Below are 20,548 nucleotides of genomic sequence, written 5' to 3' on the forward strand. Positions count from 1 at the left end.
TTATTGCGTCAGCTTTTCCTGAGAGTGTAAAATCGGTAATAGTAGTGCGATTGTCACCGACAGAATTTTCTGTTATAATTGTGGACAACCATAGACAAAAGTAGAATATAATAGATTTACAAGCCTTTAGCAAAGATTATTAACAATCAGCAAAAAAATGGTATAGAGTTTATTGGTGTTCAAGTTAATCATATTCTAGAGTTGGAGCAGTTACACAGAATGTTTGAGGAGAATCAATTATGCAAGCATTTGAAATGATGGGAACAATTGATGAAAAAGGTCAATTAATTTTAGATAGCAATCTCAATGTTCCTGCACCTAGTCGTGTGAAAGTAATTGTTTTACTGACTAATGAAGATGAGTCTGAATGCGATCCTGATGATACCCCTGTTGAAGAAATTAAAGCGAGTTTACAACGTGCTTTACAACAAGTAAAAGCAGGAGAAACGCGACCTATTTCTGAATTATGGAATAGAATAGATGACTAATAATTTCAATGAAATTTCAGTCAGATTTGCTAATGAATTTGAAACTCAACCATAGTCTGTAGGGTGCGTCAGATAGTCAAGTTAATTATCTCATCAATAACTTTTTTGGTTTGATGAAAACTATGAGATAAGCGATCGCACTATATTTAGTAATTGAAAATCTTCCAGCTTGATTTTTTCTTGAATATAATCATCTAAAGGGAGAGATAAAGTAAGTTTTCCTTTACTTTGCTTAATTGCCATCTCCCAAGCACTCGCCACACTAATATATTTTATATTGTCTATATCTTCAATTAAATTTTGGGCAGTATCACTAAGTTTTTTATACCCGGAGAAAAACCAAATGATAGCATATAAAATGTTGTATTCACGGGGAAGCGATCGGTCCCATTGAATCGCACCTCATCCAACCTCTACCAAAAAGTGCTATCCTCAACCATAGCCTGTAGGGTGCGTCAGATTGTTAAGTTAATTATCTCATCAATAACTTTTTTGTCTGACGCACCCTACGAAATAGGCGATCGCACTATGCTAACGCAGCCGAAAAACGCACCATGTCCAAAAAGCGATCGCTCCAAAAGCAGCTTTATGTTATAATTGGGACTTACCATAGACAAAAGTAGAATATGATAGAGTTACAAAACTTTGAGGGGTAAAAATGCTGACAAAAACATTTGATATTCAGCAAAATTCCATCAGTTTAATAGATTTCCTAGCCTTAGTAGAAGATAATACAGAAATCGTTTTGACTAATGGGGATATGCCTTTTGCTAAAGTGATTCCCATAAATTATATTCAGGAAAAGATTGCACCTAAAGCTGGATTAAATTTAGGTGCAATGGTGATGAGTGATGATTTTGATGAACCTTTACCTGATGAATTTTGGGCGCAATGAAATTTTTATTAGATACTCATACTTTTATTTGGTGGGATAGCGATCCATCCAAGCTGTCAAAAAAAGCGCTCGATTTATTGTTAAATCAAGAAAATACTCGTTTGGTAAGTGTTGTGACTCTCTGGGAAATACAAATTAAAACCCAGTTGGGGAAATTGACCTTAAATCAGCCTTTAGCAAAGATTATTAACAATCAGCAAAAAAATCGGATAGAGTTTATCGGGGTTCAAGTTAATCATATTCTAGAGTTGGAGCAATTACCCTTATATCATAAAGATCCTTTTGATCGGTTATTAATTGCACAAGCGAAAGCTGAAAATGCTATTTTAGTTAGTCGAGATCCAGTGTTTTCTAATTATACTATAGATATTGAATGGTAAGCCTCATCTGCCGTTAGGAAAGCACTTGCGTGAAGCAAAGCGATCGGTCCCATCGAATCGCACCTCATCCAACCTCTATCAAAAAGCGCTATACTCAACCATAGTCTGTAGGGTGCGTCAGATAGTCAAGTTAATTATCTCATCGATAACTTTTTTTGTCTGATGTTTATTGCGTCAGCTTTTCCTGAAAGTGTAAAATCGGTAACAGTAGTGTGATTGTCACTCACACAAGTTTATGTTATAATTGCAATATCAATTATACGAAACAGGATATTTTATTGTCATCAGATGATTTAGAAACTATCGAGATTGTTGAAGCAGATATTATTGATTCAACGGTTGAGGTCGGGAGTGGATGTATTTGGCGAGGGAGTGGTAAAGAGCCTCAATGGGATAATCCAAAATCAACTAAGGTTTACGATCATATTATCCGTCATCATGGTTCTAAGCTCAAATCTAGTAATTTACAGGGAAGATCGGCGAGTAAGAATCAGGATCAAGGACAATGGTTAAATGAGCAAGATTGGGTCATAGCAGAAAAGTTAATTCCTAAGTATTATGGGCAGTATATTATTAAGTTTAAGCGTCCGATTGGTAGAGTTTATCATCCTGATGGTATAATTACGGAAAATGTTTATTGTGTGCAAATAGGGAGAAATGCTGATGGAACAATTAAATATGCTTATCCAATTGTTAAAAGGTAAATAAAAATTAATTGAAAACGAGGTAAGTTAAGATGAAAAGAACAACTAATTTTAGTTTTAAGATTGGCGATCGCAATTTAGAAAATTATGCGTTACCTCCTGACGATCCTTTGGGAGAATTATCTGAGTTTGAATTAGGATTACGTCGTTTTTGTTATGATTGCGATCGCCAGGTTGTTGTCGAAATTGGAGATATCAAGTTTGCCGTGTTTTTTGACCCCGATATTTGTATGTTACTAGAAGATCGCTTTCCCGAACAAATTGGGGAATTAGAACAGGGTAAAAGCATCCGTATAGATTTTGCCGAAAGTTATCATATTACAATAATTTTAACGCCGATAGGTGAGGTGGTTAGTTGTCAATTAAGGAAGTTTGGTTATGAGCATAATTATGATGATTATGAATTGGATAAAAACCAAGTTTTAGGAGAGTTAAAAAAGTTTTTGGTGGAAGTAATGCAATTGGCGATCGATCGGGATTATGTGACTTTAGAGGATAGGGAAAAGTTTATTTATCCCGCTTTTCCTGAGAAGGTAAAATCAGTAATAGTGGTGTGATTAAGAAGGCGATCGGCCCCATTGAATCGCCTCTCATCCAACCTCTACCAAAAAGCGCTATCTTCAACCATAGTCGGTAGGGTGCGTCAGATTGTTAAGTTAATTATCTGATCGATCACTTTTTTGGTTTGATCGAAACTATGAGATAGGCGATCGCACTTTCAGATTACTCCTTGTTCCCAAAAAGTTTAATATTTTACGAGTAATTTTCATGTCACATTTTTCATCTGAAAAAATCCATTGTCCATTGTAATTAATATCTAGTAAATAGTAGTCTTTACCATCAAAAATAATGTCAAAAGTACAAAACTGAAGTTGCAATACATTAAAACAATTGATTAACTCACTAACAACATAATTAGGTAAATCTATTTCATACATATTCTCTTGCAGTCCATTAGAGTAACGCCAATCAATACCAGCTTTCTTACCAGTTAGTTTTTGAGTATCAATCTTAACACAAGATATATAGTTTATAAAGTATGTTCCCCGGATCTCATACTCTTTATAAATATTCTTCTGTCTGATAACAGGAGGCATTGTTGAGATCCATAAAGAACACTCATTGTCATATAGAAAAGGAGAGAAAGCTTGCTCAATTGACCAATCTGATCTGCGACTTGCCTGCATCGCTAAAGGTTTGATGAATTCTCCTTTTTCCCACAAATATGTAGAATTCTCAAAGTAGCTATCACATACTTTTACTTCATTAAGTACCTTAGTCATTATTTCAAAATAAACCATTTTTTGATCATTCATATTATATTGAGGAAAGAGCTTATCAGCATATTTAAATCTTAATGAATCAACAAATTCTAGTATGTCTTGTCTAGTGAGTTTTTCTAGTGGTGTGTTTATACGAGGCAAAATAGACGGCTTTCTATACCAGATATAAGTTGAACTATCAAATAGCAAAAAAACATTTTCAGTAGGTATTGGGTAGCCCTGTGGAGATGAGTATAGATAAACAATTAAATCTACTGCTATAAACATAAAATTTCTATCCATAGGATCAAGGTGCATGGTAAAATGAGCATCTTGACTATCCGAGATATAAAAAACAATATTTCTATAATCTAAAACTTTTGTGAGTATTTTTTCTATATAAAATGTTATTTCGGGCGACTTAATATATATACAAATTTCGATAATTTTTTCAATAAATCTCCATTCATAATCGTCAATTTCTAATTCTAGTAATTGTTGAATAAAACTCAAGATAGAAAGGATGATTTTATATCCACGCTTTTTAATTATCTGTATTATTTCTTCTAAAATTTGTTTTTTTTGCGATTCATCATAACCAAGATAAAAGTATTGTATTTGTTCGATATAAGTTTCATTATCTTGTAGTTTTTTCTCAAAATTAGTCAGAGTTTCTGGCAAAATACTTACATGAGGAGAGACATAAGTAATTTCAGGAAAATTCCCAAAAGGATTAACTGTTTCAATACAATATTCATTTTCGGAAATCGTTGAATTTAAACGAAGATGCTCTATTTCTTTTGGAGATAAGTTGAGAGGTACAAACATAAATCTTTGAAAATGTTACACTTTTTATAACCACATTCCCGTAAAGAAATATCTTAACGGGAATGCTAATAGTAAAAAAACAACGTAGATATTATATCTATATATCTACATTTTAGTTATCGGGACTTAGACAAAATGTGACCATAAAATGGCTTCAAACCCTGACTCTTAAAGACTTTGACATCGAATAATCATAAGTCCAGGGACACCAATGGTTTCAGGCATTTTTAGGCGATCGACCTCTTTCCCTTGCCCAGAGAGCTTTTCAGCCCCAAAGGGGCTGAAAAATGTCTAAGTCCCGTTATTTTAATCATCAACTTTTCTATCGTCTCCTGATGTACCTGTATCGGTATTTTTTTGGTCTTTAGCTAGAATCTCTGTGCAAATAAACTTTTCCATAACTTTGTCAATGTTTGGTGAGCTAACTTGAAGTTTTTCTATTTCAAGCTTGACAAAGTTTGGTGTATCTATAGTTTTAGGCATTTTTGTCTCCTTTTTGAACAATTCTAGTATGTTGTCTTAATCAACTTTATAAAACAAAATATAGATGTACCACCATAGGAAAATGCCTGATTAGATCCAGAGTTTTGTAACGAAATTTTAACTGATTTATCGGAAAATGCCGGATAGTACCTGCCCAAATTCAGCTATAATAGCTCAAATGCTTATCTCATATAGCTTTTATGAATGTTAAGGAAGTTTTACAATTTGCTGATGAGTTAGTTTTTGCCCAGACAGGAAAACACTTAGATGACATTCAGGAAACTGTGATTAAAGGTGTTTGGCAGGGAGAAACTTATGATAAAATTGCAGAGCAATGTAATCGAAGCGAAAGTCATGTTAGAGATATAGGTTATAAACTTTGGCAAGTTTTTTCAGAACAATTAGATGAAGATATTAATAAGCGTAATTTTCGCTCTACTTTCAAAAGGTTACATATCCAATCATCTCAAAACCAAAAAATTTGTCATGTAAACGGTAGTAATCATAATTTTCATTTTAGTCCACAAATTTTATATAATACAAACCAGGATAATCAAGAAAATATAACTAAAAGTCAATCTAAATCACCTTATCACGATTTAACCCTAGCCCCCAAAATCACCCATTTCTACGATCGCACTCTCGAACTCCAAACCCTATCCCACTGGTTAACCACTCAAAACCCTCGCCTCATCTCGGTTTTAGGGCTTAGTGGAATTGGTAAAACCACCCTAGTTAAACAGTTTGTTGACCTAAATCTACCACAATTTGATGTAATCATCTGGAAAAGTATCAAACTATCCAATTCTTTAGATACCATTATTACTGAAATTTTTACACTTATTAATCACGAACCTGTTCAAACTGACAATAAATTAACTCAATTATTCAACCTTTTACGCCAGCAAAAATGTTTAATCATCCTTGATGATGTGCAAGAACTATTTACCAGCGGACAATTTGCGGGACAGTACAAAACTGAATATAAAGACTACAAAACCTTTTTCACAAAAATGACAGAGATTGAGCATCAAAGTAGTTTAATTTTGATCGGTCAAGAACAATGCCAAGAAATGCTCTGTTTAGATGAGGAATTATATCCTGTTAAGTGCTTGGAATTAGAAGGTGTAGATAATACCGAAATTCTGAAAAACCTGAAATTAAAAGATGAGGAAAGTTGGCCAACCTTAATTAATTTATATGAAGGTAATCCTGTTTATTTAAAGGATATTGCCAGCTTAATTAGAAATATTTTTATGGGTAAAGTATCTGAATTTTTAAAGGAAGATTGTTTACTGTTGACAGAAGATATTAAATTTCGTCTCAATGAATTATTCGATAGATTATCCCTGATAGAACAACAGATTGTTGTAGAATTAAGTAAGTTTAATCAACCTGTGTCAAGAGAAGATTTAAGACAAGCTTTATCCTTGTCGTCAACGGACTTGATTAATGGTTTACAATCTTTGAGCAAACGCTATTTACTCAAAACAATAGAAGGCGAGAAAATTTCCTTTAATTTATCTCCTGTTTTTACGGAATATGTTAGAACTTGTTGCCAAGATTGATAGTTGTTTACTCCGTTACCGCCAAAAGATTATGTAGGGGCGAAGCATTGCGGAATTAAAGTTTCGATTTTGAATTAAACAGAACTTACGCACAGACACTACCTGTAGGGGTAATTCATGAATTACCCCTACAAAAACACACAATTTATAGAGGCGTTGCGTAAGTCCTGTTAAAATTAATCCCGCAATGCTTCGCCCTGCCACTATACTATTCTTATATATTTTGAAGTGCGGAATGTGGGTTAATCAATCTTTTGGCTATTTTTTCCGATCTCTCTTCTCTAGCCCCTAGCCCCTGATCCGGCTATTGCTAAGGCATTTACGCTGTCATCGCTGATCAGATGCCCATCTTCCATATAGATAATGCGATCGGCTATATCCAAAATGCGGTTGTCGTGTGTTACCAGCAAAATTGTGCAACCTTGTTCTTTTGCTAATTTCTGCATCAACTCTACCACATCCCGTCCCGATTTTTTATCGAGGGCGGCGGTAGGTTCGTCTGCAAGTACAATTTTAGGTTGACCTACCAAAGCACGCGCGATCGCTACTCGTTGTTTTTGTCCTCCTGAAAGGTCATCTGGATAGTAATTGATGCGATTTCCCAATCCGACTGCTTCTAGCATTTTTTTTGAGCGATCGATCATTTCTGCTGGTGGGATTCTCGGCTGTACTTCCAAACCCATTCGCACGTTTTGCAGTACAGTTAAACTTCCGTGCAGGTTATGCGCTTGAAAGATATAACCGTTGTGGCGTCGCGCTTCTGTTAATTGTTTTTCATTTGCACCGCAAAGTTCTTTTCCTAACACTTGCAAACTTCCTTCTTGGGCAGAACGCAACCCACCCACTAAAGTTAGCAATGTAGTTTTGCCGGAACCAGAAGGGCCAGTCATAATGATGATTTCACCAGTATTTATATCCAAGTTGATATCAAATAATGCTTGCTTGCGGACTTGACTTTTACCAAAGTAATGGTTGAGATTTTGGACACAAATTACAGAAGACATGGTAATTATAGTTACAGAATAGGTTTATTTTTTACCGCAGATGAAGAGAGATGCACGCAGATAAACGCAGATAAGATGGAGTTTTTAAATTGTGGCTTTAGAACATATCGGCTGGATCGGCAGATTGTAATTTGCCTGTGGCGATCGCACCTGAAATTACACACATGATTGCGGTTAATGACAAAACCATGACCGCCCGCGCTAAAGTCATGTAAATTGGTAAGTTGGTCGCATTTCTAGCTAAGTTATAAAGTCCCAAAGGTACTACGAAACCGGGTATGAAACCGAGGACTGCTAAAATGATTGCTTCTTCAAAAATTACTCCTAGCAGATATGAATTGTGATAGCCCATTGCTTTGAAGGTGGCGTATTCTTTGATGTGGGCATTTACATCGGTGGAAAGAACTTGATAAACGATAATCACACCAACAATAAACCCCATTGTTACTCCCAAACCGAAAATAAAACCGATGGGACTTCCACTTTTCCAATAGTCTTCTTCAAATTTGATGAATTCCTCACGGGTTAGCACTTTTACGTCATCGGGGAGGTAGGCTTTTAATGCAGTCGCTACTTGAGATGAATCTGCGCCGGGTTCAGTATAAATTAAGCCCAGATTGACACTTCCAGCTTGTCGTTTGGGAAATAGTCGTAAAAAATTCTCATCGCTGGAAATTATGGTGCCATCAGCACCAAAGGAAGCCCCTAATTGAAATAAGCCGCTGATGGAGATTGTTCTTTTATCTATTTCGGTGGTAACTTCTCCACCTGCCTCGATTTTGTCAAACACCTGTTGATAATCGCCTCTTGCGCCTTTATCAAATAGGAAGGTATCCGGTAACTGAATCTTATTGAGTTGGGCGTTAACTTCTGGGATGTCTAAAGCTGGCTGTTCGGTGTTAAAAGCAATGACTTGCACGATCGTCTTTTTGCGTGTCTGGGGATTCTTCCAACTGACGGTGTTGATATACATGGCTTCGGCAGACTTCACTCCTTGTATATCGGAAGCTTGATACAGTCGTCGCCGGGAAAAGGTAGATAAACTTTGGGTGTTACGCGCTTGCGGACTCATGAGAACTATGTCTGCAAGTATGGCGCGGTTGAGGCGGGTGTTGCTGTCGTACAGGGCGTTCTGAAACCCCAGCTGCATGAACATCAGCACATCGGCAAAGGCAATACCCGACAAAGCTACTAAAAGACGGCTTCTATGGCGACTGAGTTGCAACCATCCTAGGGGTGTACGTCGCCGCAGTTCTTGAATAAATCCAATCATAGTTCGATCGTCGTTTTGACTTGTAAGTTGGTGAATTTGGCAGTTGTCTGGCTTGATTCTTCATCTAGGCGAATGTGGACTTCCACGACTCTGGAGTCAATATTTTCGCTGGGGTCGCTGTTGATCACGTTTTGGCGTTCTATTTGCCAGCCGATGCGATCGACTTTTCCATGTATCTCGCTTGGCAGAGAACTGCTAGATATCCGCACTTTTTGCCCCAATTGGATTTTGCTGACATCGCTTTGGTAAACCTCTGCAACTGCCATCATTTGGCTAACTTGTCCAATTTCGACGATGCCATCATTGGATACGGTTTCACCAGAACGAGTATGTATTTTGAAAATTACGCCGTCTTGAGGCGATTTGACGTAAGCTTGCTCTAAATTTGTCAAAGCTTCTTTCTCGGCTGCAACTGCTTGCCTTAGTTCGGCTTTTGCTGCTGCTACATCTACCGGACGCACTTCGGCAATTTTGTTGAGTGTGGCTTGTGCGGAATTAATTTGTTGGCTACCAGTGGATTGAATGCGGGCCAGAACTGCTTTGGCTTCGTTAATTTGCTTGCTTCCGGTGACGGTAATTCGTTCCAGGTTGGCTTTAGCTTCGCCGATTTGCTTTGCCCCTGTGGCGTCGGTTCTCGTCAGTATTGCTTTGGCTTCGCTTAATTGCTGGGTAAAGGTGTCTACATTTAAACGTTTGCTTTCAAATAATGATTGCGCGATCGCACCCTCTTTATACAATTGTTCGTAACGGCGATATTCCGATCGGGCATTATTCAGTTCCGCTTCCAGTCTCTTGATGGTTGCCTGTTGCGCCCTTTTATCGCCTTCGGACTGCGCTTCTAACCTCGCCAATGTCGCCTGCTGTACTGCTTTTTCACCTTGCCACTGCGCCTCTAACCTTGCCAGGGTTTCTCGTTGCGCCCTTTCGTCACCTAGCAACTGTGCTTGTGTCCGCGCAATTTCGGCTTTTTGCGCTTCTATCTCCCCAAGCTTTGCGCCTGCTTGCACTTTCGCCAGATTAGCTTGGGCGACTTCCACTGCTTCTTTGGCTTTCTCGGATGCTGCTTGCAGGCGATCGCGATTATCCAAAATCGCAATAACTTGTCCTGCTTTTATACTATCTCCCTCTTTTACCAGCAGTTTTTCTACCCGACTCCCTTGACTTTGCGCTGGTGCGGAAAGTTTGATCACTTCTCCCGCCGGTTCGAGTCTGCCTAATGCCGTCACTGTCTTTACCTGGGGTACGATCGCCTCAGATACTTGGCTTTCTTTGGCGGTATCGGGTTGCGGTAACTCTAAGTTGAAGACTCGCGCTGCTGTTATCCCCATAATGCCAATACTTCCTGCTATTCCAAGTATTACAAACTGGCGGGGGATCGGTTTGAGGAGTAGGGAATCCTTAACTGTTGCATCGCTTACCATAAGCTTCCTTCTGGGTGATGTAGGTAAACTAAACGATTTAGTTCATTAATTTAAAACTAAACCGTACAGTTTAGATTGTCAAGAGGTATCCTTGAGAATGCAGAGTAGCAAGCGAAAACAAGTAAAGATGAAAAAGGCAGATGGCGATCGCTCAGGACGTCCCCAGTCAGCAGATAAAGTCGAAGCCATCCTCAAAGGTGCGATGCAAGAGTTTTTAGAGCATGGCTATGCTGCGACCACGATGGACAAGGTAACAGCAGCGGCTGGTGTATCCAAAACTACCGTGTATAGCTACTTCCAAGATAAGGAAAGCTTGTTCGCCGCCCTGATTGAGCAATTGACGCAAAATGAATTTCAAGCAGCGTTTAATCCCGAAGACCCAAAATCTTGGGAAGGAGAACCCGCTGAGGTTCTGCGACGCTTAGCGACAAATATTATCAAAACTGTAAAGAACAAACACGAACTGCGAGACTTAGTAAGACTGATTATTGGCGAATCAGGTCGTTTTCCGGTACTAGCTCAAATTTTTGTTCGTAACGTAGATAAAAAGGTTTTTCAGCATCTCCTTAAATACCTGAAGTCTCATGAGGAACTGGGACTGCCCGATCCAGAAGCAGCAGCGCGGGTGTTTCTCGGTACATTAGTGCATTTTGTCATTATTCAGGATATGCTCCACGCGAAGGAGATTATGCCTATGGAAAGCGATCGCCTGATTGACACTTTGATTTACTTGTTTACTCTCGATCGCCAGGAAAAACCAGCCGATCCCTATTCCGGTACCAGGCAGAAATCCTCGCGTCGCAAGCGTTCCGCCTCTGGTAAGTTTGAACAGGACTATCAAAGCGAACCAAAACGCTTGAGGTCAATTCGCCTGACAGATACAGCTTGGGAGCAACTGGCGGCTCTAGCTCATAAAGATCGGCTGACTCGCAGTGAAGCGATCGAAATCTTCGCTCGCAATAACGAAATAGAACTCGATTAAATTTCGATATACATGGTAAATTCTCTCTAGAAACTTCGCTATTTACAAGTACATACAGCGGTTCCCGCTGTAATGAAGTACATTTTAAGTAGGGGCTCCGCATTCCGGCAGATGATTTATTGGTAATCAGCAAAGATGAAATACGGTCATGCTTCGCCCTTCCCCTTCGCATACTGTACCTCTTAACAGCGGTAAGCGCTGTATTAAAACGCTCACAGCGATATAATAGCCTTCCCTAAGTAGGACTGTCTATTAATTAGAGCCGTCCCTCTGGCAGATGATTTAGATGAAGGCGATCGCTAATATTTTAAGTGGATTGTGGAAAGTCTGGGTTAGGTGAAATAGCACCTTGGTCACTTCTGTCAGCTTGAGTAGTTTGGAGATTTGAAGTTATGCGCTGGGAATTCGGTCGTAGAAGTACCAATGTTGAGGACAGGCGCGGAACAGGGCTTTCTGGCCCTGTAGTGGGGGGTGGTATAGGGACAATCGTTCTGGCGCTGATAGTTGCCTTCTTAGGGGGCGATCCCAGCGTGGTGTTGCAGCAAGGAAGAGATAGGAGCGATCGTCCTTACTCCCAGTCTCCACAAACACAACCAACTGCTGCGAACGATCGCATGGCTGATTTCGTTTCGGTTGTCCTAGCAGATACGGAGGATACCTGGAATAGCCTGTTTCAGCAAATGGGCAAGACTTATTCGGAACCTACGTTAGTTCTCTATTCGGACACAGTAGAGTCTGCCTGTGGCTATGCGCGATCGGCAGTAGGGCCGTTCTATTGCCCAGGCGATCGAAAGCTCTACATTGACTTAAGCTTTTATAGGGATTTGAAGTATAAGTTCAACGCACCGGGAGACTTTGCCCAAGCTTATGTAATTGCTCACGAAGTTGGTCACCACGTCCAGAATCTAATGGGCATTACCCGACAAGTTCAGACATTGCAGCGTCAAGCCACTCGCATAGAGGCGAATCAGCTTTCAGTTCGACAGGAGTTACAAGCGGACTGTTTCGCTGGGATCTGGGCAAACCATGCTAATCGATCGCGGCAGATTCTTGAAGAAGGCGATATTGAGGAAGCGTTGAATGCTGCCAGCAGTATTGGGGACGATCGCCTGCAAAGTCAAGCGAAGGGGTATGTTGTTCCAGAGACTTTTACCCACGGTAGTTCGGCTCAGCGAGTGCGTTGGTTCAAGCAGGGTATTCAGACGGGCAATCCCGCCAAATGTAATACTTTTGCCGTAGCGAATCCTTAGAATTCGATCGCGAAGCGCTTTGTTTTAGAAGATGTTGCTTGATGCACTTGCCTCAAGTAAACAGAGCATTGAATGATGGTAGTTATGAGCGAAAGGCGATCGCTCCTTAAAACCTCCTAAACTCTTTACTCCCTTCGGGCCAGAAGATTATCTATCATTCTTTTTCCCCTCTGCCCCTCTGCCCCTGGAGCCCCTCTGCGGCTTTTATAGATATTCTTTCAGCCAGAAAGGAGTAAGCGCCTTGAAATACTATCATCGACATCCCAACGCCTTCCCTCTAGATTATCTCAACGACCTGCGAGGAGAAATTCTCGCCTGCTCTTATCTTGCCGTCAACAACCTCAACCGCGACTTCATTGGCACCAAAGGGTTTTCCGTGGTGTTTCAACGTTCGGAAATTGGGGAAGTAGAACGACGTTTTCCCTTCTTCAAACCTTATCTAGACCAAGCCCTACAGCCCACCTGCAACGCTTTCTACCTCAACCCCCTGCTGCTGGTGGAAGGCTCCCGCGTCGATCCGCATATCGATCGCTCCCTGCGGTCTTACTGCAAAACAGTTGAGCCTCCCCTGGTGGTCAGCGTTCTTTACGTGCAAGTCCCCCCCAATCTAGAAGGCGGAGAACTGGTGCTGCGCCGCCACAAACAGCAAGTCGGGCAGATTAAGCCACAAGTTAACACACTCCTGTATTTTCAGGGCGACCTCACCCATTCCGTCAATGCCGTTAAAACTGCTGCTACTCGTCTGAGTTTGGTCTGCGAACAATACAGCCTGACCGAAACTGAACTGCAAGATATTCCCACATTCACAGTCGAATCTAGGGCAGTGAAAGCAAAAGGTCGGTAGTGCAGCGCGGCAGAAATAACCCCTCAGTTCAGACGAAGTAAAATGCCTGACACTCAAAGGATTTTTAACTTTTGACTTTTGACTGAGTGACTTTTGACTTTTGCGTAGTCACGCTTCTCCATTCTCTTCGCTTTCAGTTTCCTCAAAATTAACCTTTTCGTAGACATCTAACAGGGAAACTTCTAGCTCTAAAGAATTAAAAACTAGCGCCGTATCTTCGTCATCGTACTCGCGATACAACCATCGCTTATTGGCTGTTTTAGAATACTGCTCAATCTGAATTTTGGTTTGGTCGATCAGAATGTACTCTTGAAAAGTTGGAATAGTTTTGTAAGCCTTAAACTTATCGCCTCGATCGTAAGCTTTAGTAGATTTCGATAAAACTTCCATAATTACTTGAGGGTTGGTAATGGTATCCTTCCGCTCATTAAAATACTCTGGTTTTCCATAAATTACCATTACATCTGGATAAGTGTAAAATCGCTTTCTGGTTATCCACAGGCGCACATCACCTATGAAGACTCGATAGTCCTGCTGTTTAAAAGCGATGCTTAAGGCAACACTTACATTGAGCGCTATCTGATTGTGATTGGTAGTTCCACCCGTCATAGGTACTATTTCTCCGTCGCGGTATTCGTTTTTGTATTCCGCTGCTGACTCCAGTTCTAAATATTCTTCTGGAGAGTAGTAGCGCTTTGACGATGCTTGTATGGTTGCTGTCATAACATAATTCTCCTACAAAAATATTTGAAATGAGAAGGGATACGTTGCCATTTTTTTTATCTATTTTAACTCACATCTTGCACTATTGTTAGAAACAGGCATCTTATCTGTTCCTCAAGCAATCTTAATCTTGTGGGGTGGGCGTCCCGCCCGCCCATCAAAGCTTATTTAGTCATCTGCAAGATGTTAGTTTTAGCCAAAAGGGAGGAATGCGATCGCATCCCTCCCTCCCCAATCAATCAACTAAAATCCTTTGACTTTTCCTCTTAATCTTCCCTGATTACTTCAGCCTTTATTTCAATAATATCTGGAGCAGGAGGTAGAGCAGCATTTGGCTCATGTTCTAGGGGCTGACTTGCTTTAAGATCGGCAATTTTTTCTTTAACTTGTCCAGCCACATCTTGAGCCCTTTCTTTAACTTGTCCAGCCACATCTTGAGCCCTTTCTTTGGCTTGTCCAGCTACATCTTGAGCCTTTTCTTTAGCTTGTCCGGCCATCAGTTTAGCTTTGTCTTGCCATTGCCCGGCCACATTTTGAGCCCCGCGCCTCATCCCCTCCAATTCAGTCTGAGTTTTGTGATAATCTTCCTGGATAAATTCTGCTGCTTGACTAACCTTTTGATTTAATCCCTCCGCATAATATTGAGGATTTTGAACAACTGAATCTGGCACAAGCAACCGTTTGCTACCGATACTGGAAATATCTGTAAGCGCAAGTAGATAGATCCCATCCAATACCCCACGCCAACCGCTAGAAGAAAATAAGTAATTTATCACAGCACCAGTTTGGGGAACTAATAAATAGTCCACCACCTTACCAGCCTTATCACCAGCTTTCGTCCAAACTTCATGACCGATCAGAGAAAATACTTGCTCAGATTTTTCTGGGTCGGCAAATTCCTCGGCATTGAAGTTCACCATGATGCCATCAGCACCAATTGATTCAATTCGATCCCAAATAAACGATCGTTTTTTGCCACCCAAAAATCCCGACTTACAGGTAAACCCTTCTACTCGGTGAGCTTTAGGATTTAGCCACAAATAATCAACCCGGCCCAGTTCTTCCGCCGTGCGGCGATCCAGCACCAACTGATTGAGTAAGTCACTCTGCCTGATAACGGATTGTTGCATACTCATAATTTAACTCCTAGTTACTTTCAATAATAGTTGCAATGTTCTTGGAATTAGGATTATAGGTAAACTATATCTGCTATTCTAACCTACCCTTCTCGAATGGCTATACCTAGCGCCAGCTACGCCTACCCACGATAAACGCCACCACCTGCCACAGCCGCCAACCAAAATATAGCTAGGGACTAGGGGCTAGGGGAAGAAGGGTTTAGAATCAAGGGTTTCAGGGATTAAGAACGTCCTAACTGACTCATCGGTTGCTATAATACCCTAAAATGCGCTATCTCAAAAAAATCTGTCGCTATTTAGTGTTTTCCACTTTATCAATTTTGACTGTCCTTACCATCGGTTACTTCACTCCCACAAAATGGTGTAATTCTTCCCAGTCAAACTGCCACTTGACTATCTGCGTCTCTGACACGGGAATCCACACAAATATTGTGGTTCCCGTTAAGAATGATATCTTTGATTGGAAAATATATCTAAAGATAGATGACATTAAAAATAACTCAGAAACTAACTATAACTATTTAAGTTTTGGTTGGGGAGATAGAGCCTTTTATCTGACTACTCCTACCTTGGCAGATCTAAATCTTATGACTACCTTCAATGCCTTATTTCTCCCTACACCTTCTGTCATGGACGTACAATGGTATCAAGTTATTCCCAATCATATTGAAAGAAGATGTGTCGGCGTCAGTCAGACTGATTATCTTAATTTAATGAAATTTATTAACGATTCATTCCAACTGGATGATCGGGGTAGAAAAATCCGAATTAGTCAGGGTCACTCATCTCACAGTAGCTTTTATGAAGCAAAAGGAAGTTATTCCATATTGAGAAATTGTAATTCTTGGACAGCCGAAGGTTTGCGAAAAGCTAATGTAAATACTCCCCTCTGGCCTGGACTTTCCTCTGGTATTATGCTCCATTTAAAAAACAGTTGTGAATGCAGCCAATAAGCGATCGCAGCAATTAGCCATTAGCTCTATTTCAAGGATAGATAGACCCTGAGTATCGGTTTACGACTCTTCATCTATGCTTTTTCCTCTGCGACTGGTTAGGTAAGTCTCTGACTCTTTAAATGCTTGTTCTGTATTTGCATCTGGTTGGCGCTTTTCCTGTTCCTTCTTTATTACTGCATCTGGGTCTCCTTTGTCCAGCAAAATTTGAATTTTCGGCCCAGAACTTCCCAAACGAAAGATCATCCCATCTACAACCTGACGCTGAGCGATCGCTTCATTATCCACATAAGTTCCATTAGCCCCAAAATTAATTATTTCCCACTCAGTACCATTGTTCCATAGCTCAACATGATTGCGGGAGACCACAGAACTGAAAATTATGATGTCATTATCTTTTGACCGACCAATCCGAATCACTGATTCAGGGCCAAAAGTCCAACTTTGAACCGGAGTGGACTGGCTAGGATGCAGCAGAGTTAGGGTAATCACAGGTATTAGATCTGAAAATATTTATGTGTATAACTGTTACGATCGCTAGTCGCTCACCTCCAGCATATCAATTTAAAAAACCACCGGCAATTCCTCTGGTTCTGCGATCGCTAACAGAATCAGGCGTGAGGGTCAGAAATTAGCAAATTCCCATTAATTATTGGCGACAAGCTTATTTATTCACCAGCAGGGTGGGAATTTCGATCGCAAATTCAGTTCCCTGTCCCGGTGCTGAAAAACACTTCAAGTGACCCCCGTGTTTTTCAACCACAATCTGATAGCTAATAGACAAGCCTAAACCAGTGCCTTTACCTGGAGGCTTAGTTGTATAAAAAGGATCGAACAACTTCTTAAGTACTGTCTCCGTCATTCCCGGCCCGTTGTCCGCAAACCGGATCGTCACCCAATCGCCGTTTAGCACTTCAGTGCGAATTCGGATCGTACCGACACGGTGTTCGACTTCGCTCCCTGACTGCGGAATATTTTGTAAGCCCTTAAGACTTTCGCTCTCATCCAAAGCGTCAACAGCATTACTTAATATATTCATAAACACCTGGTTTAGCTGCCCAGCATAACAGTTCACAGGTGGTAGGTCGCCGTACTCCTTAATAACCAAAATACCCGGATGTCCTGACCTTGGCTTGAGTCGATTCTGCAAGATCAGCAGAGTGCTATCAATTCCCTCATGAAGGTCAACCGGCTTCATCTCAGCCTGATCCAGCCGCGAGAAGTTCCGTAGGGACAGAACAATCTGGCGGATGCGTTCTACCCCCAACTGCATCGAAGCCAACAACTTAGGCAAATCTTCCAGCAAAAAATTAAGATCGATCGCGTCAGCCTGCGCTTGAATTGCCGGAATCGGCAGGGTATAGTGTTGCTGGTAGAGGTGAACCAAGTGCAGCAAATCTCGGACATATTGAGTGGCATAAGGTAGATTACCGTGGATGAAGCTGACCGGATTATTGATTTCGTGAGCCACACCAGCAACCAGCTGTCCCAGACTGGACATCTTTTCAGTCTGAATCAGTTGGCTTTGAGTGCGTTGTAATTCGTGCAGCGCAAGTTCCAGCTGGTTTGCTTGTTCTCTTAATTGCGCTTCCGATTGCCGCAATGCTTCTTCTACCTGCTGACGCTTGGCGATGTCCTCTTTTAGAAGCAGATTAGCTGCTTGTAGTTCGGCAGTCCGTTTGTCAACCTGTCTTTTTAAGTCGTCGTGAGCTTTTTGCAGTTCCTCCTCCGCCTTCACACGATAAGCAATCTGCTTCTGCAATTGCTGGTTAGCGTTTCTTAATTCAATTGTGCGATCGTCTACCGCTTGCTGTAACGCCTCAATAACGCCGTACATTTCGGTTGGATCTAGCACTTGCAGCAGGCTGGTTTGGGACACAACACCCAGCAATTCCCCCTGATGACCCACCACTACCAAGCGCCGCACGTGCCGCCGTTGCATCTCCTGGTGGGCGACCCAAAGCGATTCATCAGGCCCCAGACAAAATAACGGCGTACTCATTACCTCTTGCGCCTGCAACTGCGATAAGTTCAGCTCTAGCGCCTGAAACTTCACCACATCTCCCTCAGTGACAATCCCCACTGGTTTGAGGAAATGCTCTCGTCTGAGACTTTTGCCTGAATCGCTCAAGCTCAATATCGAGTCCTGAAGTGCTTTTTCCTCAGTCCTCAGATCTTGTTCCTCCATCCTGGCGATTACCACACAGCTAACCCGATACTCTGCCATCAACTGCGCTAAATTCAGCACAGATGCAGTCATGGGCGCATGAATGACTTGAGCTGACATCACGTCTGCTACAGACCACAATCGAGTCAGGAGATTGGCGGGTTGCATCGATGCGCGAATGCTTCCCGGCGTCAGCATCCCTACGATCTGACCTTCCGGGTCTAAAATTGGCAGGTGGCGAATGCGATGCTGACGAAAGATTGATAGCGCATTGAATATATCGTAAGAATCGGATTGGGTGAGGGTAATCACTGGATGGCTCATTACATCGGCCACCTTCAGAGTTTTGAAGTCCATTCCGCCAGCAGTCAGCCTAACGATATCCCGTTCTGTAAATATGCCGACTAACTCTGACCCTTCGATCGCCAAAACACAGCTGGCTCGTTTTAACCTCTCTTGGAAAGATTCGCTAGTTTCCTCGACTTCCAGCAACGGATTTTCACCCCGCACTGGACAACTGCTTCTCACCTGCGCCATTAGATGCAGAACCTCTATTAGAGGAGTATCGGGAGCGACAGTCAGGGTGTGAGGGTTGATTGCATTTTTGAGGGCTAGCGAATAGAGAGGTAGGCCGTTTAGGTGCATAGCGATTAAATTGTGTGATGATTTCTACATCACAGCATTAATGCAGTCAATTGTATGTTGTTATACTGCACACGGCTATACACTGGGGAAAAGCATTGACCGGCTTCAATGTTTTACCTGTTTGAGCTAAGAGAGTTTTCATGCAGTTAATTCCAAATCGCGCTTCATCCCTGTGAAAATCAGGTATCGAGTTGGGTGACGTCATCTCGATCTTCGGATCTGGGATGGATCAAAGTGTCTCTTGATTTATCAGGTTTCGGCTCGGCGGGGGATTGTTTGGGAGGAGTTGTTTTTTGCCCATCCTTGACGCTGGATGTTCCCAATAAAATTTGAATCTGAGGGCCAGAGCGAGCTAAACGAATCATGGCTCCATCTCGGATGGGAGCTTCATTGATGCGTTTACCCTCCACATAGGTACCATTGGCACCTAAATTAACAATTTCCCAGTTACAACCATGACGCCGCAGCTCTACGTGGTGCCGCGAAACTACGGCACTATAAAGGATGACGTCGTTATCAGTAGCTCGCCCAATCCGAATCGCCGATTCCAGATCGAAAGTCCAACTTTGAATCGGTATCGACTGAAGTGGATGTAGCAGGTTTAGGGTAATCACATTGGCAGCGTCAATTGATTTTGGATGTAAGTAGGCCAGGATTTTGGCATTTTACTGCCCACAAGGGGAGTATTTACCAGCAATTTAAGTAAAATCGACTAAGAAATCTGAAACAGGAATGTAACCAGGTCTCCTTTACCCAGGGCAATGCGATCGCCCGGACGCAATCGATGCCGGTTGCCCTTTGGCAGGGCTGTGTGGTTAATGTAAGTGCCGTTTGAACTCCCGATATCTTCAATATAATAGGCATCTCCCTCCACCCTAATATCGGCGTGTACGCGGGAAACCACCTCCGAATTGGGAAAACCCGAAACGTCTATATCCGGCGGAATCTGATCGTTGGGCTTGCCTATATGAATAATCGATAGATTTTGAGGCAGCTCGATTTCCGTCTTGGTTTGGAGGTGCAGAAGCTTTGCCGTCTGCTGCTGCAATCGAGTTTGAGAGGCGACTCCTGCGGTTGGCGATGCTGGGGTGACACTGGGGCTTGGAGCCTGAGCAGATACGCTGTTGACGCTTGGCGGCGGCGGTGGAGACTCAGGGGCCTCCGGTTGGACGCTCGGATTTTCTGGAACAGACGCTTGAGAACTTTTGACCAAAGGTAATGGTTCAATCAAAGGCTCAGGTGGTATTAAGTCTGGCACAGATACTTGCTGTGTTGGTGCAACCGCCACAGTAGCTGGAGCAGCTGTTTGTTCTTCTCCTTTAACACCGCCAGCTTCTTGCAAGTTAAAGCCACACTGGCCGCAGAAGCTGGCGTCTGTCTGGACTGACGTGCCGCAGTTAGGGCAATTGGTTGTGGTCGGTAACGGTGTGTAACAGGCTTCGCACTGAACAGCTCCGTCGGGATTTTGGTGATTGCAGTTTGGGCAAACAATCATGAAGTTTTCTCTTGGGTCGAGATCGTCGTAAATGAGTTCTGTTG

The 20,548-nt window shown here is 41.8% G+C and carries 22 protein-coding genes; 10 read left to right on the forward strand and 12 right to left on the reverse strand.

Features of this window, described 5'->3' with window-relative positions:
• Positions 1 to 239 precede the first annotated feature (239 nt).
• Positions 240 to 488 (forward strand): type II toxin-antitoxin system RelN family antitoxin, encoded by a 249-nt coding sequence (locus tag LAY41_RS21510; protein WP_249102778.1) that lies wholly within the window; start codon positions 240 to 242, stop codon positions 486 to 488.
• Positions 489 to 608: 120 nt separating this feature from the next.
• On the opposite strand, the gene LAY41_RS21515 is transcribed toward LAY41_RS21510, so the two are convergent.
• On the reverse strand, positions 609 to 749 hold the full coding sequence (locus LAY41_RS21515) for a PIN domain-containing protein (protein ID WP_249102780.1): 141 nt from the start codon (positions 747 to 749) through the stop codon (positions 609 to 611).
• A gap of 397 nt (positions 750 to 1,146) precedes the next feature.
• Between LAY41_RS21515 and LAY41_RS21520 the strand changes: the two genes are divergently transcribed.
• The 4 genes from LAY41_RS21520 (at position 1,147) to LAY41_RS21535 (ending at position 3,024) form a co-directional block, all read left to right on the forward strand.
• Entirely contained in the window at positions 1,147 to 1,383 is a 237-nt protein-coding gene (locus tag LAY41_RS21520) for a type II toxin-antitoxin system Phd/YefM family antitoxin (RefSeq protein ID WP_249102782.1), read from the forward strand.
• Positions 1,380 to 1,763: a type II toxin-antitoxin system VapC family toxin gene (locus LAY41_RS21525; protein ID WP_249102785.1), complete on the forward strand. Its 384-nt coding sequence runs from the start codon at positions 1,380 to 1,382 to the stop codon at positions 1,761 to 1,763. The genes LAY41_RS21520 and LAY41_RS21525 overlap by 4 nt, the downstream gene beginning before the upstream one ends.
• A gap of 278 nt (positions 1,764 to 2,041) precedes the next feature.
• Entirely contained in the window at positions 2,042 to 2,467 is a 426-nt protein-coding gene (locus LAY41_RS21530; RefSeq protein WP_249102786.1) for a hypothetical protein, read from the forward strand.
• A gap of 32 nt (positions 2,468 to 2,499) precedes the next feature.
• Complete coding sequence (locus LAY41_RS21535; RefSeq protein ID WP_249102788.1) at positions 2,500 to 3,024, forward strand: hypothetical protein; 525 nt, start codon at positions 2,500 to 2,502, stop codon at positions 3,022 to 3,024.
• 138 nt (positions 3,025 to 3,162) lie between these two features.
• On the opposite strand, the gene LAY41_RS21540 is transcribed toward LAY41_RS21535, so the two are convergent.
• A complete protein-coding gene (locus LAY41_RS21540) occupies positions 3,163 to 4,557 on the reverse strand; it encodes a hypothetical protein (protein ID WP_249102789.1) in 1,395 nt (464 codons plus the stop codon).
• 306 nt (positions 4,558 to 4,863) lie between these two features.
• Positions 4,864 to 5,040, reverse strand: a complete 177-nt coding sequence (locus LAY41_RS21545; protein WP_249102790.1) for a hypothetical protein — start codon at positions 5,038 to 5,040, stop codon at positions 4,864 to 4,866.
• A gap of 200 nt (positions 5,041 to 5,240) precedes the next feature.
• Here LAY41_RS21545 and LAY41_RS21550 point away from each other — a divergent pair, with 200 nt between their 5' ends.
• On the forward strand, positions 5,241 to 6,608 hold the full coding sequence (locus tag LAY41_RS21550) for a helix-turn-helix domain-containing protein (RefSeq protein WP_249102793.1): 1,368 nt from the start codon (positions 5,241 to 5,243) through the stop codon (positions 6,606 to 6,608).
• 281 nt (positions 6,609 to 6,889) lie between these two features.
• On the opposite strand, the gene LAY41_RS21555 is transcribed toward LAY41_RS21550, so the two are convergent.
• The 3 genes from LAY41_RS21555 to LAY41_RS21565 form a co-directional block, all read right to left on the reverse strand.
• The gene (locus tag LAY41_RS21555; protein ID WP_249102794.1) at positions 6,890 to 7,612 is read right to left on the reverse strand and encodes a DevA family ABC transporter ATP-binding protein; all 723 of its coding nucleotides are present in this window, start codon (positions 7,610 to 7,612) and stop codon (positions 6,890 to 6,892) included.
• A gap of 97 nt (positions 7,613 to 7,709) precedes the next feature.
• A complete protein-coding gene (devC, locus tag LAY41_RS21560) occupies positions 7,710 to 8,885 on the reverse strand; it encodes an ABC transporter permease DevC (RefSeq protein WP_249102796.1) in 1,176 nt (391 codons plus the stop codon).
• Positions 8,882 to 10,306, reverse strand: a complete 1,425-nt coding sequence (locus LAY41_RS21565; protein ID WP_249102797.1) for an efflux RND transporter periplasmic adaptor subunit — start codon at positions 10,304 to 10,306, stop codon at positions 8,882 to 8,884. Before LAY41_RS21565 ends, devC begins: the two co-directional genes overlap by 4 nt.
• Positions 10,307 to 10,433: 127 nt before the next feature.
• Here LAY41_RS21565 and LAY41_RS21570 point away from each other — a divergent pair, with 127 nt between their 5' ends.
• From LAY41_RS21570 to LAY41_RS21580, 3 genes are all read left to right on the forward strand, one after another.
• On the forward strand, positions 10,434 to 11,288 hold the full coding sequence (locus tag LAY41_RS21570; protein ID WP_338023040.1) for a TetR/AcrR family transcriptional regulator: 855 nt from the start codon (positions 10,434 to 10,436) through the stop codon (positions 11,286 to 11,288).
• Positions 11,289 to 11,680: 392 nt separating this feature from the next.
• On the forward strand, positions 11,681 to 12,538 hold the full coding sequence (ypfJ, locus tag LAY41_RS21575) for a KPN_02809 family neutral zinc metallopeptidase (protein ID WP_249102800.1): 858 nt from the start codon (positions 11,681 to 11,683) through the stop codon (positions 12,536 to 12,538).
• A gap of 241 nt (positions 12,539 to 12,779) precedes the next feature.
• Positions 12,780 to 13,382 (forward strand): 2OG-Fe(II) oxygenase, encoded by a 603-nt coding sequence (locus LAY41_RS21580; RefSeq protein WP_249102802.1) that lies wholly within the window; start codon positions 12,780 to 12,782, stop codon positions 13,380 to 13,382.
• Between the two features lie 108 nt (positions 13,383 to 13,490).
• Here LAY41_RS21580 and LAY41_RS21585 read toward each other — a convergent pair whose 3' ends face one another.
• Both LAY41_RS21585 and LAY41_RS21590 read right to left on the reverse strand, forming a co-directional pair.
• Positions 13,491 to 14,105: a Uma2 family endonuclease gene (locus LAY41_RS21585; RefSeq protein ID WP_249102803.1), complete on the reverse strand. Its 615-nt coding sequence runs from the start codon at positions 14,103 to 14,105 to the stop codon at positions 13,491 to 13,493.
• A gap of 266 nt (positions 14,106 to 14,371) precedes the next feature.
• Positions 14,372 to 15,235, reverse strand: coding sequence for a PRC-barrel domain-containing protein (locus tag LAY41_RS21590; RefSeq protein WP_249102805.1), 864 nt, complete (start codon positions 15,233 to 15,235; stop codon positions 14,372 to 14,374).
• 275 nt (positions 15,236 to 15,510) lie between these two features.
• Here LAY41_RS21590 and LAY41_RS21595 point away from each other — a divergent pair, with 275 nt between their 5' ends.
• A complete protein-coding gene (locus LAY41_RS21595; RefSeq protein ID WP_249102806.1) occupies positions 15,511 to 16,197 on the forward strand; it encodes a TIGR02117 family protein in 687 nt (228 codons plus the stop codon).
• A 60-nt stretch (positions 16,198 to 16,257) separates the two neighbouring features.
• Here LAY41_RS21595 and LAY41_RS21600 read toward each other — a convergent pair whose 3' ends face one another.
• The 4 genes from LAY41_RS21600 to LAY41_RS21615 form a co-directional block, all read right to left on the reverse strand.
• Positions 16,258 to 16,689, reverse strand: a complete 432-nt coding sequence (locus LAY41_RS21600; RefSeq protein ID WP_249102807.1) for an FHA domain-containing protein — start codon at positions 16,687 to 16,689, stop codon at positions 16,258 to 16,260.
• A 172-nt stretch (positions 16,690 to 16,861) separates the two neighbouring features.
• Positions 16,862 to 19,009, reverse strand: a complete 2,148-nt coding sequence (locus tag LAY41_RS21605) for a CBS domain-containing protein (protein ID WP_249102813.1) — start codon at positions 19,007 to 19,009, stop codon at positions 16,862 to 16,864.
• Between the two features lie 179 nt (positions 19,010 to 19,188).
• Entirely contained in the window at positions 19,189 to 19,623 is a 435-nt protein-coding gene (locus tag LAY41_RS21610; RefSeq protein WP_249102815.1) for an FHA domain-containing protein, read from the reverse strand.
• A 98-nt stretch (positions 19,624 to 19,721) separates the two neighbouring features.
• A complete protein-coding gene (locus LAY41_RS21615; RefSeq protein ID WP_249102817.1) occupies positions 19,722 to 20,504 on the reverse strand; it encodes an FHA domain-containing protein in 783 nt (260 codons plus the stop codon).
• Between the last annotated feature and the right edge of the window lie 44 nt (positions 20,505 to 20,548).

It is taken from the genome of Argonema galeatum A003/A1, from assembly GCF_023333595.1.
Lineage (GTDB): Bacteria > Cyanobacteriota > Cyanobacteriia > Cyanobacteriales > Aerosakkonemataceae > Argonema > Argonema galeatum.